Here is a 14,500-nt window from a genome sequence, read left to right as displayed (position 1 = left end):
TCAGCGCTCGATCGTCCCGACGCGGCGAATCTTCCGCTGCAACTGCATCACCCCATACAACAGCGCCTCGGCGGTCGGCGGACAACCGGGCACATAGATGTCGACCGGCACGATGCGATCGCATCCGCGCACCACCGAATAGCTGTAATGATAATAGCCGCCGCCATTCGCGCAGCTACCCATCGAAATCACATATTTCGGGTTGGACATCTGGTCATAGACCTTGCGCAGCGCGGGCGCCATCTTGTTGCACAGCGTGCCCGCCACGATCATCACGTCCGACTGGCGCGGCGATGCGCGCGGGGCGGCGCCAAAGCGCTCCATGTCATAACGCGGCATGTTGACGTGGATCATTTCCACAGCGCAGCAGGCAAGGCCAAAGGTCATCCACCACAGCGACCCGGTACGCGCCCAGTGAAACAGCTCCTCGGTCGATGTGACGAGGAAGCCCTTGTCATTCACCTCTGCATTCAGAGAGTCGAAGAAGTTCTGGTCGGGCTGGGTCCCCACGGGCGGCAGGGTGCCGGGCGCGGGCCGCTCAAGTTCTACTCCCAATCGAGTGCTCCCTTCTTCCACGCATAGACGAGGCCGAGCACCAGCTCCGCTATGAAGATCATCATCGTCGCCCAGCCGGCCCAGCCGATCTGGTCAAGGCTCACTGCCCACGGAAAGAGGAACGCCGCTTCCAGATCGAAGATGATGAACAGGATCGCAACGAGGTAGAAGCGCACATCAAACTGGCTGCGCGGCTCTTCAAAGGCGGGAAAGCCGCATTCATATTCGCTGAGCTTGGCCGGGTCGGGCTGATGCGCTCCGGTCAGACGACCGACCAGCATGGGCAGGAAAACGAAGGCGCCCGAAAGCAGCAAGGCGATCCCGAGAAAGATGAGGATCGGCAGATATTGGCTAAGATCGACCAACGGATTCCCCTGGGCGAAAAGGTTGTGGGCGCGCTTTAGGCCTGCTGCATATGCGAAGCAAGGGGCCAAGGGCATGAGAATGAATCGCAACAAGGCCAAGCCGCTGAACTGCTTGGCCTTGTTGCGCCTTATCGCAGCGCGCCCGCTACCAGCTTGTGCAGTTTCGAATGGATCGCGTCATTGCCCGCGATCACCTCGCGGCGGTCGATCATCTGGTCGCCGCCCCGGAAATCGCTGACGAAACCGCCCGCCTCGCGGACCAGCAGCATGCCCGCCGCGACGTCCCACGGCTGGAGTCCACTTTCCCAGAAACCGTCATAGCGCCCCGAAGCGACATGGGCGAGATCGAGCGAGGCGGCGCCGAAGCGGCGCAGGCCTGCGACCGAAGGCGCCACGGCGCCGAAAATGCGCGTCCACTGCGCCATGTCGCCATGGCCCATGAACGGTATGCCGGTCGCAATCAGGCAATCGCCCAGATCGCGGCGCGCCGACACGCGCAGCCGCTGGTCGTGCCGCCATGCCCCCCGGCTCTTTTCCGCCCAATAGCTCTCATCGGTGACGGGCTGATAGACGAGCCCGGTCGTCACTTCGCGCTTGTTGCCTCCATAAAGCGGCTCCTCGACCGCGATGGAAATGGCGAAATGCGGAATGCCGTGCAGGAAGTTGGTGGTGCCATCGAGCGGATCGATGATCCAGCGCGGCTTGGTCGGGTCCCCGGCAATCTCGCCGCCTTCTTCCAGCAGGAATCCCCAGTCGGGCCGGGCCTTCTGCAACTCCTCCACCAGCGTGCGTTCGGCCTGATGGTCGGCCTTGGACACGAAGTCCGCCGGTCCCTTGCGGCTGACCTGGAGATGTTCGACCTCGCCGAAGTCGCGACGAAGCTTGCTGCCCGCCTTTCGCGCGGCGCGCTCCATGACGGTGAGAAGGCCGGAATGCGATACCATTATACTTGTCTCCCTTCTCCTGGATGGAGAAGATGTGTGGGGTTCAACGGCTGCTTGGCTGCTGCGGCGGACCGGATTTGGGCGGAGTCTTGGACGGTGCCTGCCCATCCTCTCCGGGACGCAGGCCGCATACACCCGCCATTACGGTCAGCACCTTGTTCGGGTCTTTGGGATCGAGCTTGTTGCCCGCCAGCACCTTGGACGTCGCGTCGCTGATCTTGCCGAACGGATTTTCGTAAAGGCACACGAACAGCACGTTCTTTATCGGCTGATCGATTTCCTTCGATTGGAGAGCGCCCATCAACACCTTGAGATGGAAAGCGCCGGCATCCAGTTCCGCCTTTGACGGCGCGGCAGGCTCGGCCGCCAGGGCGGCCTGACCGATGGCCAAGGCGGCGAGCGTCGCCGCCAGCGGAAGCGCGAGCCGCCCGAGCATCAGTCCGCGCGCTTCACATATTCGCGTTCGTACACGTCGACGATGATGCGCGTGCCCGTAACGATATGCGGCGGCACCATCACCCGGACGCCATTGTCGAGAATCGCCGGCTTGTAGCTGGCCGAGGCTGTCTGCCCCTTCACCACCGCGTCGGCCTCCACCACGGTCGCCTCTACCGTTTCGGGAAGCTGGACGCTGATCGGGCGTTCCTCGTACATTTCCAGCATGACCATCATCCCGTCCTGAAGGAACGCAGCGGCGTCGCCGACCAGGTCCATCGGCAGATTGATCTGCTCATAGGTTTCGGTATCCATGAACACCAGCATGTCGCCTTCGGCGTAGAGATACTGGAAATCCTTGGTGTCGAGGCGGATGCGCTCCACGGTTTCGGCCGACCGGAAACGCACATTGTTCTTGCGGCCGTCGATCAGGTTTTTCAGTTCCACCTGCATATAGGCACCGCCCTTGCCGGGCTGGGTGTGCTGAATCTTCACGGCGCGCCACAGGCTGCCGTCATATTCGATGTTGTTGCCGGGACGAATCTCGACGCCGCTGATCTTCATGGGAAGAGCCTGCCTATATGTCTGATAGTGGAAAAGAGCCGACCTCTGCGAGGTTGGCGCGCCTTTACAGCCGGATCGGCCGAAGAGCAAGAGGGGCCGCCCGACCGCTTCGCCTCAGCGGCGGGTCAGCAGCGGATAGGGATTGACCGGGCGTCCCGCGTACCAGGGATCGTCCGGGCGCACGACATGCACCGCGAAATGCAGATGGGGGGCGGCCGGATCGGCATTGCCGGTACTGCCCACCGTCGCGATTTGCTGGCCCTTGCGCACCGAAATGCCTTCCCGCACGCCGGGCGCGTAGCCGTCCAGATGCGCATAATAGAGGAGCAGGCGTCCGCCATCCGCCCGCTGGTACAGCGTGCGCCCGCCCGCGTCGCTCCAGAAGAGCTTTTCCACCGGGCCGTCCGCTGCGGCCAGCACTGCCCTGCCCCGCTCCGCCATGATATCGATGGCATCATGCGGGCGTCCGCCATGGTCGCGCGCCTGCGCAAAGGTGTCGACGAGAGCCGACGCGGCGACACCCGAAACTGGAATGAGCAGAGGCCCCGTGTTTGAAGGACTAGGCATCGGGACGGAGGCAGGCGATGGCGGCGCTGAGGCCATGGGTTCGCGCTCCGACCGATCGGGCGGAACGATCCGCACGCAGGCGCGAAGAAACACGGCACAAAGCAGGATCGTTATCGCGGCCCCACCCCATAGCCGCGCCCTGTTCATGCCTGGAATGTCGCCTTCACCCCGCTCCTGACCATCTGAGCAAGGCGGACCGCATCCCAATTGGTAAGGCGTATACACCCATGGCTTTCGGTACGGCCGATCGTTTGCGGCTCGGGCGTGCCGTGAATGCCGTAATGCTCCTTGGACAGGTCGATCCAGACAACGCCGACAGGGCCGTTGGGGCCTGGCCGCAACATCGCTTTCTGGTCCTTGGACGACGCATCCCAGAACAGGTCGGGATTATAGTGGAAATCGGGATTGCGGCTGACGCCCCGGATTGTCCATTCGCCCATCGGCAAGGGATCATGCTGCGATCCCGTTGTGACCGGAAACTGGGCGATCAGCTTGCTCTGGGCATCATATACTTTGAGCAACCCCTCGGACTTGTCGACGACCAGATGATCGGCCTGCGGCTGATCCTTTGCTACGCCCAGATTGGCCAGGGTCTGACCCCATCCGCGCTCGTCCCCTTCAATATCGGCGACCGGCTGGTTGCCGATCGCCGGAACGCGGACAACGGTGCCGGCGCCCGTCTTCGTCCCCGACGGGTTGATCGACAATAATGTTTCGGGCGTCGTGTGAAAACGCTCGGCCAGTTTTTCGAGCAGATTGCGGTATGTTAGCGCCGGCAGCTTCGCCTGCTCGTTCAATCCCCTGGGAATATCGAAGAAGGGACCGCGCGCGAAATCCGCGGGGATGCGCACCAGCCATGTGGTCGGCCGCGCTTCCCCCTCCAGCAATGCGTTCATTGTCCTGGCGTCATATTCGCCTGTCACCGGCAAATCATGTGCCTGCTTGAAAGCCGCGCAGCGCCGCCTTGAAGCTCATGCCGTCCTTGCCATCGAGCACGCCGGGAGAAAAGCCCCACCGGTCCAGAGCGACCTGCGCCTGCAATATCCGGTTGGCCTGCCAGGCAGTCTGTTCCGGCACGATCTCGAAATCGTCCGCCTTTGCGCTCGTTACGGTCGTTGGCACCCGCTCGGCGGATCGCGCCGCATTTGCCTGTTCGGACTCGTTGGCATCCGTAACGGTCACGTGACATGCGCTGCACAGCAGCACCGGCAAAAGTAGATAGTTTCGCAAGCAACGTCCTTCCTCTCAGGCGGGAGAAACGCACAGGTCGCGGGAAAGCTGCGTCGCCTGGACGCGTGCGCGCTTTCGCCGGCTCGCCCAGCCCTTGCCCGCCGTCGCCGACGCGACCGGCCGTCCGTTCATACTGGTACGGGGGCGTGATGAAGAAGGAACGCGCCAGCAGCGCAAACGTTGATGACATATGACCGAACGCACGCTCATCGAACGCCTGGCACGCCATTTCGCGGCGAACGATCCCGAATCCTGGCCCCAGCACGCGGACGAGGCCGCAAGCGTGCTTGCGATGCTGAAAGAGCCCGATGATGCGATGCGCGCAGCCGGAGATGGACAGGTGTGGCGCGCAATGATCGATGCGGCCTTGCGCGAGCGGTGGCAGGTCGTGCCGTCCGGCGGCGCCGACCCTTCACATCACGGTACGGATGAAGAAGGCGAAATGCCGCTGGCGCGGTCGGCGGTTGGTCACGATCGCGCAGACTGGGTCCATATTCACCCCGACAAGGAGGGCACATCATGAAGGGATTGCTGAAACTGGCCATCGTGACCGGCCTGGGCGCGTTCGCCGTCAAGGGTTGGCGCAACTGGATGGGTCCAAGCGACGCGGAAGATGACCGCGGCCCGGCCGGATCGTCAGGGGTCGTCCGCGATGCGGGCCCGCAACATGGTATCGACCGCAAGGATTGGGACGTTGTCGACGAACAATCGGACGAATCCTTCCCGGCAAGCGATCCTCCGGGCAATTACTGACCGGACACACGACCGATTGCCCCTGCGCGCCGCCCCGCTTATGAGGCGCAACAAGGGCGTCCTGGCGGGCGTCGGTAACGGGGAATTCTGACATGCCTTCCGGTCTGATCGCGCTGCTCGACGATGTTGCGGGCATCGCCAAGCTGGCCGCCGCCTCGCTGGACGACGTGGCCGGCGCGGCGGGCAAGGCCGGGACGAAAGCGGCCGGAGTCGTGATCGACGACGCGGCCGTGACGCCCAATTATGTCATGGGCCTGACGCCGGACCGCGAATTGCCGATCATCTGGCAGATCGCGAAGGGCTCGCTCCGCAACAAGCTTCTCTTCCTGCTTCCCGCCGCACTTCTCATGAGCGCGTTCGCGCCCTGGCTGCTACCTCCGCTGTTGATGGCAGGCGGGGCTTTCCTGTGCTTCGAGGCAGTCGAAAAACTGATGGAGGCGCTCGCAGGCGGGCATGACCTTGCCCGCGAAGCCGTCGTCACCCACAGTTCCGCCGAAATGGAACAGCAGAAAGTGTCGAGCGCGGTGCGCACAGACTTCATCCTGTCGGGTGAGATCATGGCCATTTCGCTCGGCGCGGTTGCCGCCGAACCGATATGGGAACAGGCCATTATACTGGTTGTCGTGGCGATCCTGATTACGGCCGGCGTCTATGGCGTCGTCGGCTTCATCGTGAAGATGGACGACATCGGACTACATCTGGCGCAGCGCGCCTCGGCCGCGACCCGCCTATTCGGGCGCGGGCTGGTAAAAGCGATGCCGGTTGTCATGTCCATATTGGGTGTGGTCGGGACCGCGGCAATGCTGTGGGTCGGCGGGGGCCTGATCGTTCATGGCCTGCACGAATTCCATTTCGACCTGATCCCCGGCACGATCGACCATCTGGCCGAATCCGCCGCCCATGCGCTGCCCGCCATCGGTGGTGCGGTCGCTTGGGTCATCACGGCGATCGGCGGCGCTGTCATCGGGCTGGTCGTGGGCGCGATCATCGTCGGCGCGCTTCACCTCGTACCGCGTCGGCACTAAGGACCGCCCTGATGTCCCTCTGGCGGCGCGAAGCCGGCGCGCTGATCGCGCTCGCCCTGCCGATGATCGCGGGCAATATCGCCTGGGCGGCGATCGCTGCCACCGACCTGCTGCTGCTCGGCCGCCGGGGCGCGGAAAGCGTCGCGGCGGGCGCGCTGGCCATCAACCTGTTCAACGCCTTGCTGATTTTCGGCATGGGCCTGGTCACCGCTGCGTCTCCGCTGATCGCGACGGAACGCGGCCGCCGCCCCCACTCGATTCGCGACGTGCGTCGAACAGTCCACCAGACCCTTCGCGCCGCGCTGTTGTTCGTCATTCCGGCCTGGGCGGTGCTGTGGCAGTGCGAAAACATCCTGCTGACCATGGGCCAGTTGCCCGATCTGGCGCGGGAAGCCGGACGGCTGATGCACGGCTTGCAATGGGCGCTGCTGCCCTTCCTCGGCTTCACGACCTTGCGCAACTTCATCGGCGCGCTGGAGCGTCCCTTCTGGGGTCTGGTGATCATGCTGGCCGCGATTCCGGTGAATGTCGTGGCCGGATGGGCGCTGATCTTCGGGCATCTGGGCGCGCCGGCGCTGGGCCTGCTGGGCGCCGGACTGGCCAGCACCTTGTCGTCCAGCTTCCTGTTCGCCGGATTGCTGGCCGTCATCCTGATCGACCGGCGCTTTCGCCGTTTTCGGTTGATGGGCCGCTTCTGGCGCAGCGACCGGGACCGCCATCGACAGGTGTGGGCGCTGGGCCTGCCGATCGCGATCACCCTGGGCTTCGAAACGAGCGTATTCAATGCCTCGGCCTTCCTGATGGGCCTGATCGGTCGGGACGCGCTGGCAGCCCATGCGGTCGCGATACAGATTGCGGCACTCATGTTCATGGTACCCATGGGCATCGGCCAGGCCGCGACGGTACGCGTCGGCATCGCCTATGGCCGCCGCGATCATGCCGCCATCGGTCGCGCCGGCTGGCTAGCGCTGATGATCGGCACGGGATTCGCCGCCTGTGCGGCGGCGCTGTTGCTGCTCGCGCCGCGGATGCTGGTTTCCGCCTTTTTCGATACTGCCGACCCGGCCAACGGCCGGACCGCCGCGCTTGCCATCGGTTTTCTGGCTATAGCGGCTCTTTTCCAGCTCGCCGACGCGGCGCAGGCGGTTGGCGCAGGTGTCCTCCGCGGGGTGCAGGACACAACCATGCCCATGATCTTCGCCCTCGCCGGTTATTGGGTCGTCGGTATCGGCGTCGGCACGCTGCTCGCCTTCCCGCTCCACCTTGCCGGGCTTGGCATCTGGCTGGGGCTTGCCTGCGGTCTGGGGGTCGTGGCGCTCCTGCTGGTCGCGCGGTGGAGCCTGCGCGCGCGGCTGGGCCTGCTTCCCTAGCCGAACGGTTCGTCCCGGCTGTTGCACGACAGGAAATGGTGCGGCGCACAAAGCAATTGAAAGAATCACGCAAATCGGTCAGGGAGTGCCAATCATGCAAGCTCCGACCGAGATTTTTGAAGCGATCGCGCTCCAGAAGTGCCTGAAGGTGACCTACAACAAGATGGTCGTCACCCTGGCCCCGCACATCCTCTACACCCGTCATGACGAGATGTTCATCGATGCGGTGACCGTCGATCGCGACGGCCGACCGCCGCGCGAACTGAAGCTCGGCACATTCAAGCTGGCCGGACTGTCCGATCTTCAGATCGTCGATGAGGCGTTCGAGGCGATGTACGGCCTCTACAACGGCGACGACGACAAATATAAGGGCGTGACCCTGTTCGCGGTCCAGCCCGAAAGCGCGGCAGCCTGATGCCGGCGCCGGGGCTCCCGCCCCGGCTGCGCTTCATTTCTTGAGCCGGTATCCCGAACGGAACACCCAGCCGATGATGCCGAGGCAGACCGCCAGCATCGCCGCGATGAACAACAGGCTGAACTCTATCGCCACGTCCCCGCGGCCGAAGAAGGTCCAGCGGAAACCCGAGATCAGGTAGACAATCGGGTTGAACAGCGTGACCGTGCGCCATGGCTCGGCCAGCATGTGCACCGAATAGAAGGCGCCGCCAAGAAACGTCATGGGCATTATCAGCAGCAGCGGGATCACCTGTAACTGCTCGAAACTCTGCGCCCATATGCCCAGGATGAAACCGAACAGGCAGAAACTGACCGCGATCAGTACCATGAATCCCGCCATGGCGAACGGATGCGCGACGGGCAGATCGACGAACAGATGGGCGGTGACGAAGATGATCGTGCCGACGATCAGCGATTTCGTCGCCGCCGCGCCGACATAGGCGATGATGGTTTCGGTCGCAGACACCGGCGCCGACAGCAGTTCGTAGATCGTCCCGGTGAATTTGGGCATATAGATGCCGAAACTGGCGTTGAAGATGCTTTCCGTGAACATCGACATCATGATGAGGCCCGGCACGATGAAGGCGGCATAGGGAATGCCGTCCACTTCGGTCATGCGCGATCCGATCGCACCGCCGAACACCACGAAATAGAGCGACGTGGTGATGACTGGCACCAGCAGGCCGGTCAGCAGGGTGCGACCGAAACGATGCAGTTCGAACTTGTAGATGGACGCGATGGCGTGAAAATTGCGGAGGCTCATGCGGCCTTCTCCTGATGCACCAGGCTCACGAAAATATCCTCCAGGCTGCTCTGGCGGGTGTTGAGATCCTTGTAGCCGATGCCAAGGTCACCCAGTCTCCGCAACAGAGACGACACGCCGGTCCGTTCCGCCTGGGTATCGAAGACATAGTCGATCTGCTGGCCGTCGGCGCCCAGCGCGACGTCCCATTCCGCCAGTTCGGGCGGAAGGGCGGCAATCGGTTCGGCCAGCAGCACGCTCAGCGTCTTCTTGCCAAGCTTTTTCATGAGGGCGGTCTTTTCCTCGACCAGCATCAATTCGCCCTTGTTGATCACGCCCACCCGGTCGGCCATTTCTTCGGCCTCCTCGATATAATGGGTGGTCAGGATGATGGTGACGCCGGTCTTGCGCAATTCGCCGATCAGCTTCCACATGTCCCGGCGCAGTTCCACGTCGACGCCGGCGGTCGGTTCGTCCAGGAACAGGACGCGCGGTTCATGGCTCAAGGCCTTGGCGATCATGACGCGCCGCTTCATGCCGCCCGACAGTTCGAGTATCTTGTTGTGCCGCTTGTCCCAGAGCGACAGGTCGCGAAGAATCTTTTCGACATGGGCGTCGTCGCGCGGCTTTCCGAAAAGGCCGCGGCTGAAGTTCACAGTGTCGATGACGCGCTCGAACTGATCGGTGCTCAATTCCTGCGGCACGAGGCCGATGGCGCTGCGGGCGCCGCGATAGTCGCGAATGATGTCATGCCCCGCGACAACGACCGCACCGCCCGTGGGCCGCGCAATCCCGCAGATGATCGAGATCATGGTCGTCTTGCCTGCCCCGTTGGGACCGAGCAGAGCGAAAATCTCGCCTTCTTCGATGGTCAGGTCGATGCCCTTGAGCGCCTCGAAACCGGAGGCGTAACGTTTTGTCAGACCTTCAATGCGGATGATCGATGCCATGAACGGCCTTGCCCCTTTTTGCGTTGCGGCAAACATAGGGGAGCGAATGACCGATACAAGCTATTCGCCGCGCCGGACGAAGCGGAACACCGTCGCGGGCGGGAAATTGCGCACCGTCTGACCGACCCGCACCACATCCAGATCCAGCCAGTCCAGTATGTCGCGGCTGACCGGCGGTCGCATGGAATAGGTGAATTGTACGAAGCTACCGCCGGGCCGAAGCATCCGGAAGGCTTCGGTCAATATGTCCACATGCATATGCCGATCCATTGCCAGCAAAGGCAGGCCGCTGACCACGGTCTGATATTCGCCAGGTTCCCCGGCGGTCGCGGTCGATACGATCTGGGCCGGCGTCTCCAGCACCGAAACATGCGGAAAATGGCGGCGCAGGCCGCGCGCGAAGGACGGGTTGATCTCGACCACTTCCAGCCTTTCGGGCGGAAGGCCGGTTGCCAATATGGCGCGGGTGAACACGCCGGTCCCGCCGCCCAGTTCAAGAACCCGGCCGTCCTGCGGATCGATCTGTCGCACCATCAGGCGGGCGAGATAGCGGCTGGAAGGGACTACCGACGCGGTCTGGCGCGGCTTTTTCAGCCAGGCGCCCAGAAAATCGATATATTCGGTGGCACGGGCGCGAAACTCACTGCGGGGCAGAGCTACTGCCCGGCTGCGCTTGGGCTTAGGCTGCATGGGCAAAGGGCGACCGCTTCATATCCATTGCGACTCCCTTAGCGGCGTCGGGAAGCCGCGTCGATTGACTTTGACATGCAAACCGGGCCGGGCCGCAAGTTCGCACCGCCCCCGTCTCAATTCATCGACAGGATCATGTTGCGGACCTGCGGATAGACCTGCTTTTCCCATTTGCTGCCGGAAAAGACACCATAATGGCCCACGCCCGGTTGCAGATGGTGGCGCTTGAGATGCGGGCGCAAGCCGCTGCACAGATGATGCGCGGCCGCAGTCTGGCCCACCGCGCAGACATCGTCCTTTTCCCCCTCTACGGTGAGCAGCGCGGTCTTGCGGATCAGGCCGGGATCGACCTTGCGCTCGCGGTGCATCAATTCACCCTTGGCCAGCAAGGTGCGCTGGAACACCATGTCGACGGTTTCCAGGTAGAATTCCTTGGTCATGTCGAGGACGGCGAAATATTCCTCGTAGAAATCCTTTATCCGCTGCGCTTCGACGTCCTTTCCGTCCGCCAGGAGCTGATACAGCTCGCGGTGCTGCGCCCCATGGCGCTCCAGGTTCATCGACATGAAGGCGGAAAGCTGAAGAAAGCCGGGATAGACTTCCCGCCCGCGCCCGGCATAGCGAAAGGGGACGACGGAGATCAGGTTCTTTTCAAACCAGTCGATCGGCTTTTCATTGGCAAGGTCGTTGACGACCGTCGGCGACACGCGCGTGTCGATCGGACCGCCCATCAGCGTCATTGATCGGGGGGTCGACGGATCCTTGTCCTCCGACATCAGCGCAACGGCGGCCAGCGCGGGCACGCAGGGCTGGCACACGGACAGCAGGTGTGCGCCCGGCCCCAGTTCCTGGAAAAAGTGGATCACATAATCCACATAGTCGTCGAAACCGAAGCGCCCGGCCGACAGCGGCACGTCGCGCGCATTCTTCCAGTCGGTGATGTAGACGTCATGGTCGCGCAAAAGTGTCGCGACGGTGCTGCGCAGCAAGGTCGCGAAATGCCCGGACATCGGGGCAACGACCAGCACGCGCGGCTGCGGCGTTTCCACCTCGTCCTTGGCGAAATGCAGCAACGTCCCGAACGGCATGTCGAGCAATATTTCCTCGCGCACCGTCACTTCGGCGTTGCCGCTGCGTACCGACCCGATGGCATAGGCAGGTCGCTTGTGCGTCAGCTTGGCGCCTTGGAAAATATCCATCAGCGCGAACATCCGGCGATACATCGGCCCGTCGGCGGCAGGGCCGAGCTTGTCCCGGACGCCGAGCGCCACCTGCGCCCCGAACCGGGCCGGTGCCAGCATGTCGTTCCAGGCCTGATAGCCGGTATAAAGCATACGCATGATTGCCAACGCGTCCTGTATTGTGTCCCGAACGAATCAATCTTTTCACGATAGGCTATACATGCTTTTCATGTTGCACTGCATCATGAATAATGTGAGCAAGGGTTGAACCGGGAGGAAAGCATGGCTGTAGCGGAACTGACCATTTCGAGCAAAAATTATTCGTCCTGGTCGTTACGCGGCTGGTTGCTGTGCCGCTTGGCCGGTCTGGACGTGGTGGAAAAGATGGTGGCGCTGGACGATCCGGAAAACCGCGCCGAACTGCTGCTTTTGTCGCCTTCCGTACTGGTTCCGCGCCTGACGCACGAAGGCGCGAGCGTATGGGACACGCTGGCGATCGCCGAATATCTGCACGAACTCTATCCCGGCGCGGGCATGTATCCCGATGACCGGATCGCCCGGGCGCATTGCCGATCCGTATCGGGAGAGATTCACTCCGGGTTCGCCAATCTGCGCTCCGCCCTGCCGATGAACCTGAAGGTCCGGCACACTAAGTTCCCGATCTTTTCTGGGGCCAAGCCGGACATCGAACGGATAGAAACCATCTGGACGGAATGCCTCGACAGCTATGGCGGCCCGTGGCTGTTCGGCGATCATCCGACTGTAGCCGACGCCATGTTCGCGCCGGTCGCCGAACGGTTCCTGACCTATGCCGTGCCGGTTTCCCCGGCATGTGCGGGCTATTGCAAGACCATCAACGGCTGGGCGCTGATGCGCGAATGGATCGACGCTGCCCGCTTCGAACCCGACGAAGTCGAGGAACTGGACATCGAATTCTGAGGGGTTCAGGGATGCGGGCATGATGAACCATGCCCGCATCCTGGCCGCGCTCGGCCTGACCATCGCCCTGCCCCTTCACGCCCAGACCATCAGTCCCGACGCACTGGAACGGTCCGCCCGCACGCTTGCGTCCGACCTGTTCGAGGGACGCGCGCCCGGAACGCCAGGCGAAGATCGCACGATCGGCTATCTGGTGGGCCGGTTCCAGGCGCTGGGGCTGGAACCGGGCGGGCCCGATGGCCAGTGGGTGCAGACCGTCCCCCTGTTACACACAAAGCTCGGCCCCGCCGAAACGCTCGGCGTAGCGCAGGGCGCCACCACGACGCCCTGGACCTTCGGGCAACAAGTCTATCTTTCCACCCTTCAGCCGCGCGACCATGTGGCGCTCGACAGGGCGCCGATGGTCTTTGTGGGCTACGGCGTGTCCGCGCCGGAGCGAGGATGGGACGATTTCAAGGGAGTCGACCTCACTGGCAAGATAGCCATTTTCCTGGTGAACGATCCCGATTTCGAAGCGGTGAAGGGCGACGACGCCATCGGCAAGTTCGGCGGACGGACGATGACCTATTATGGCCGTTGGACCTACAAGTTCGAGGAAGCGGCCCGGCGCGGCGCCATAGGCGCGCTGATCGTGCATGACACAGCAGGCGCGGGCTATGGCTGGAATGTCGTGACCAGCCCGGCCGGTGAAAATTACGATCTGGTGCGACCGACCGACAAGCTGACCAGCCTTCAGGTCCAGGGGTGGATCGAGAGCACGGCGGCCGAGGCACTGTTTTCGGGTGCTGGGCTCGACCTGTCGACGCTGCGGCAACAGGCGCGGTCGAGGAATTTCCGCCCGGTAGCGCTCAAGGGCGCCAGTTTTTCCGCCGCCTTCCCGGTGAAGCAGGAGGTGGTGCAGAGCGCGAATGTCCTCGCCCGCATTCCCGGCGCAAAACGCCCCGGCGAAACCGTGATGTATGGCGCGCACTGGGACGCCTATGGCGCGGGCAAGCCGGACGCGCAGGGGCGCATCTATCGCGCGGGGGCCAATGACGATGCGCTGGGCATCGCGTCGCTGTTCGAAATCGCACGCGCGTTCAAGGCCGGGCCGACGCCGGACCGTTCCATCCTTTTCGCCGCCTGGACGGCGGAAGAGCGTGGGCTGCTGGGGTCCGAATATTATGCCACGAACCCGGTCTGGCCACTGGAAAAGACGGTCGCGAACCTGACCATCGACATCATGCAGACGGCGGGCAAGGCAAAGGACGTGATCCTGGTCGGCAAGGGTCAGGACACGCTGGAGGACGACATGGCGAGGGTCGCTGCCACGCAGGGGCGCGCGGTGACGCAGGAAAGCCTGCCCGAACGCGGGCTGTTCTATCGGGCGGATCATTTTTCCATGGCGAAGCGCGGCGTGCCGGTGCTGCTGATCATGGGGATCGCGGGCGCGTCGGACCTGGTCGAGGGCGGCCGGGCGGCAGGGCAGGCCTGGGTCGATGCCTATACCGGCCAATGCTATCATCAGGCCTGCGATGCTGTGAACGACGGCTGGAAACTGGACGGAGCCGCGCAGGATGTCGACCTGATGCTCGGCATCGGGCGCGACCTGGCGACTTCGGACCGCTGGCCGGAGTGGAAAGCGGGATCGGAATTCAAGGCAATCCGCGACCGGAGCGCGGCCGAACGACGATAGACCAGGCACGAAAAAGGCCGGCGGATCGCTCCGCCGGCCCGTTCCGTCAGACAAGGCGC

The 14,500-nt window shown here is 63.3% G+C and carries 17 protein-coding genes and 1 pseudogene; 7 read left to right on the top strand and 11 right to left on the bottom strand.

The window, feature by feature from the left end:
* The 7 genes and pseudogenes from J3E64_RS15485 to J3E64_RS15455 all read right to left on the bottom strand — a co-directional run bounded on the left by J3E64_RS15485 (window position 1) and on the right by J3E64_RS15455 (window position 4,660).
* Window positions 1–555 carry an NADH-quinone oxidoreductase subunit B family protein gene (locus J3E64_RS15485; protein ID WP_301287322.1) on the bottom strand — a complete coding sequence of 185 codons (555 nt, stop codon included), beginning with the start codon at window positions 553–555 and terminating at the stop codon, window positions 1–3.
* Entirely contained in the window at window positions 546–920 is a 375-nt protein-coding gene (locus J3E64_RS15480) for an NADH-quinone oxidoreductase subunit A (protein WP_253343923.1), read from the bottom strand. The genes J3E64_RS15485 and J3E64_RS15480 overlap by 10 nt, the downstream gene beginning before the upstream one ends.
* Window positions 921–1,048: 128 nt before the next feature.
* Entirely contained in the window at window positions 1,049–1,864 is an 816-nt protein-coding gene (locus J3E64_RS15475) for an inositol monophosphatase family protein (protein WP_253343922.1), read from the bottom strand.
* A 43-nt stretch (window positions 1,865–1,907) separates the two neighbouring features.
* The gene (locus J3E64_RS15470; RefSeq protein WP_253343921.1) at window positions 1,908–2,300 is read right to left on the bottom strand and encodes a hypothetical protein; all 393 of its coding nucleotides are present in this window, start codon (window positions 2,298–2,300) and stop codon (window positions 1,908–1,910) included.
* Entirely contained in the window at window positions 2,300–2,863 is a 564-nt protein-coding gene (efp, locus tag J3E64_RS15465) for an elongation factor P (protein WP_253343920.1), read from the bottom strand. Before efp ends, J3E64_RS15470 begins: the two co-directional genes overlap by 1 nt.
* Before the next feature lie 114 nt (window positions 2,864–2,977).
* Window positions 2,978–3,577 (bottom strand): M23 family metallopeptidase, encoded by a 600-nt coding sequence (locus J3E64_RS15460; protein WP_253343919.1) that lies wholly within the window; start codon window positions 3,575–3,577, stop codon window positions 2,978–2,980.
* Window positions 3,574–4,660: pseudogene (locus J3E64_RS15455) on the bottom strand (L,D-transpeptidase). Before J3E64_RS15455 ends, J3E64_RS15460 begins: the two are co-directional and overlap by 4 nt.
* A 190-nt stretch (window positions 4,661–4,850) precedes the next feature.
* Between J3E64_RS15455 and J3E64_RS15450 the strand changes: the two are divergent.
* The 5 genes from J3E64_RS15450 (at window position 4,851) to J3E64_RS15430 (ending at window position 8,223) form a co-directional block, all read left to right on the top strand.
* On the top strand, window positions 4,851–5,183 hold the full coding sequence (locus J3E64_RS15450) for a hypothetical protein (protein ID WP_253343918.1): 333 nt from the start codon (window positions 4,851–4,853) through the stop codon (window positions 5,181–5,183).
* Window positions 5,180–5,413, top strand: coding sequence for a hypothetical protein (locus J3E64_RS15445; RefSeq protein ID WP_253343917.1), 234 nt, complete (start codon window positions 5,180–5,182; stop codon window positions 5,411–5,413). Before J3E64_RS15450 ends, J3E64_RS15445 begins: the two co-directional genes overlap by 4 nt.
* 92 nt (window positions 5,414–5,505) lie before the next feature.
* Entirely contained in the window at window positions 5,506–6,438 is a 933-nt protein-coding gene (locus J3E64_RS15440) for a DUF808 domain-containing protein (RefSeq protein ID WP_253343916.1), read from the top strand.
* 8 nt (window positions 6,439–6,446) lie between these two features.
* Entirely contained in the window at window positions 6,447–7,808 is a 1,362-nt protein-coding gene (locus tag J3E64_RS15435) for an MATE family efflux transporter (RefSeq protein WP_253344007.1), read from the top strand.
* A gap of 94 nt (window positions 7,809–7,902) precedes the next feature.
* Entirely contained in the window at window positions 7,903–8,223 is a 321-nt protein-coding gene (locus J3E64_RS15430) for a hypothetical protein (protein WP_253343915.1), read from the top strand.
* Between the two features lie 33 nt (window positions 8,224–8,256).
* On the opposite strand, the gene J3E64_RS15425 is transcribed toward J3E64_RS15430, so the two are convergent.
* From J3E64_RS15425 to J3E64_RS15410, 4 genes are all read right to left on the bottom strand, one after another.
* Complete coding sequence (locus tag J3E64_RS15425) at window positions 8,257–9,027, bottom strand: ABC transporter permease (RefSeq protein ID WP_253343914.1); 771 nt, start codon at window positions 9,025–9,027, stop codon at window positions 8,257–8,259.
* Entirely contained in the window at window positions 9,024–9,956 is a 933-nt protein-coding gene (locus tag J3E64_RS15420; protein WP_253343913.1) for an ABC transporter ATP-binding protein, read from the bottom strand. The genes J3E64_RS15425 and J3E64_RS15420 overlap by 4 nt, the downstream gene beginning before the upstream one ends.
* Before the next feature lie 60 nt (window positions 9,957–10,016).
* On the bottom strand, window positions 10,017–10,646 hold the full coding sequence (locus J3E64_RS15415) for a class I SAM-dependent methyltransferase (protein ID WP_253344006.1): 630 nt from the start codon (window positions 10,644–10,646) through the stop codon (window positions 10,017–10,019).
* A 116-nt stretch (window positions 10,647–10,762) separates the two neighbouring features.
* Entirely contained in the window at window positions 10,763–11,986 is a 1,224-nt protein-coding gene (locus tag J3E64_RS15410; RefSeq protein WP_253343912.1) for a polyhydroxyalkanoate depolymerase, read from the bottom strand.
* Between the two features lie 123 nt (window positions 11,987–12,109).
* On the opposite strand from J3E64_RS15410, the gene J3E64_RS15405 reads away from it, so the two are divergent.
* Together J3E64_RS15405 and J3E64_RS15400 are read left to right on the top strand one after the other, a co-directional pair.
* Window positions 12,110–12,766, top strand: a complete 657-nt coding sequence (locus J3E64_RS15405) for a glutathione S-transferase (RefSeq protein WP_253343911.1) — start codon at window positions 12,110–12,112, stop codon at window positions 12,764–12,766.
* Between the two features lie 22 nt (window positions 12,767–12,788).
* Window positions 12,789–14,441, top strand: a complete 1,653-nt coding sequence (locus J3E64_RS15400) for a M28 family metallopeptidase (RefSeq protein ID WP_253344005.1) — start codon at window positions 12,789–12,791, stop codon at window positions 14,439–14,441.
* The last annotated feature ends 59 nt before the right edge of the window (window positions 14,442–14,500 follow it).

Source organism: Sphingobium sp. OAS761, from assembly GCF_024168485.1.
Lineage (GTDB): Bacteria > Pseudomonadota > Alphaproteobacteria > Sphingomonadales > Sphingomonadaceae > Sphingobium.
Note: the sequence above shows the minus strand (reverse complement) of the source record. Positions and strands in the feature narration are given on the sequence as shown.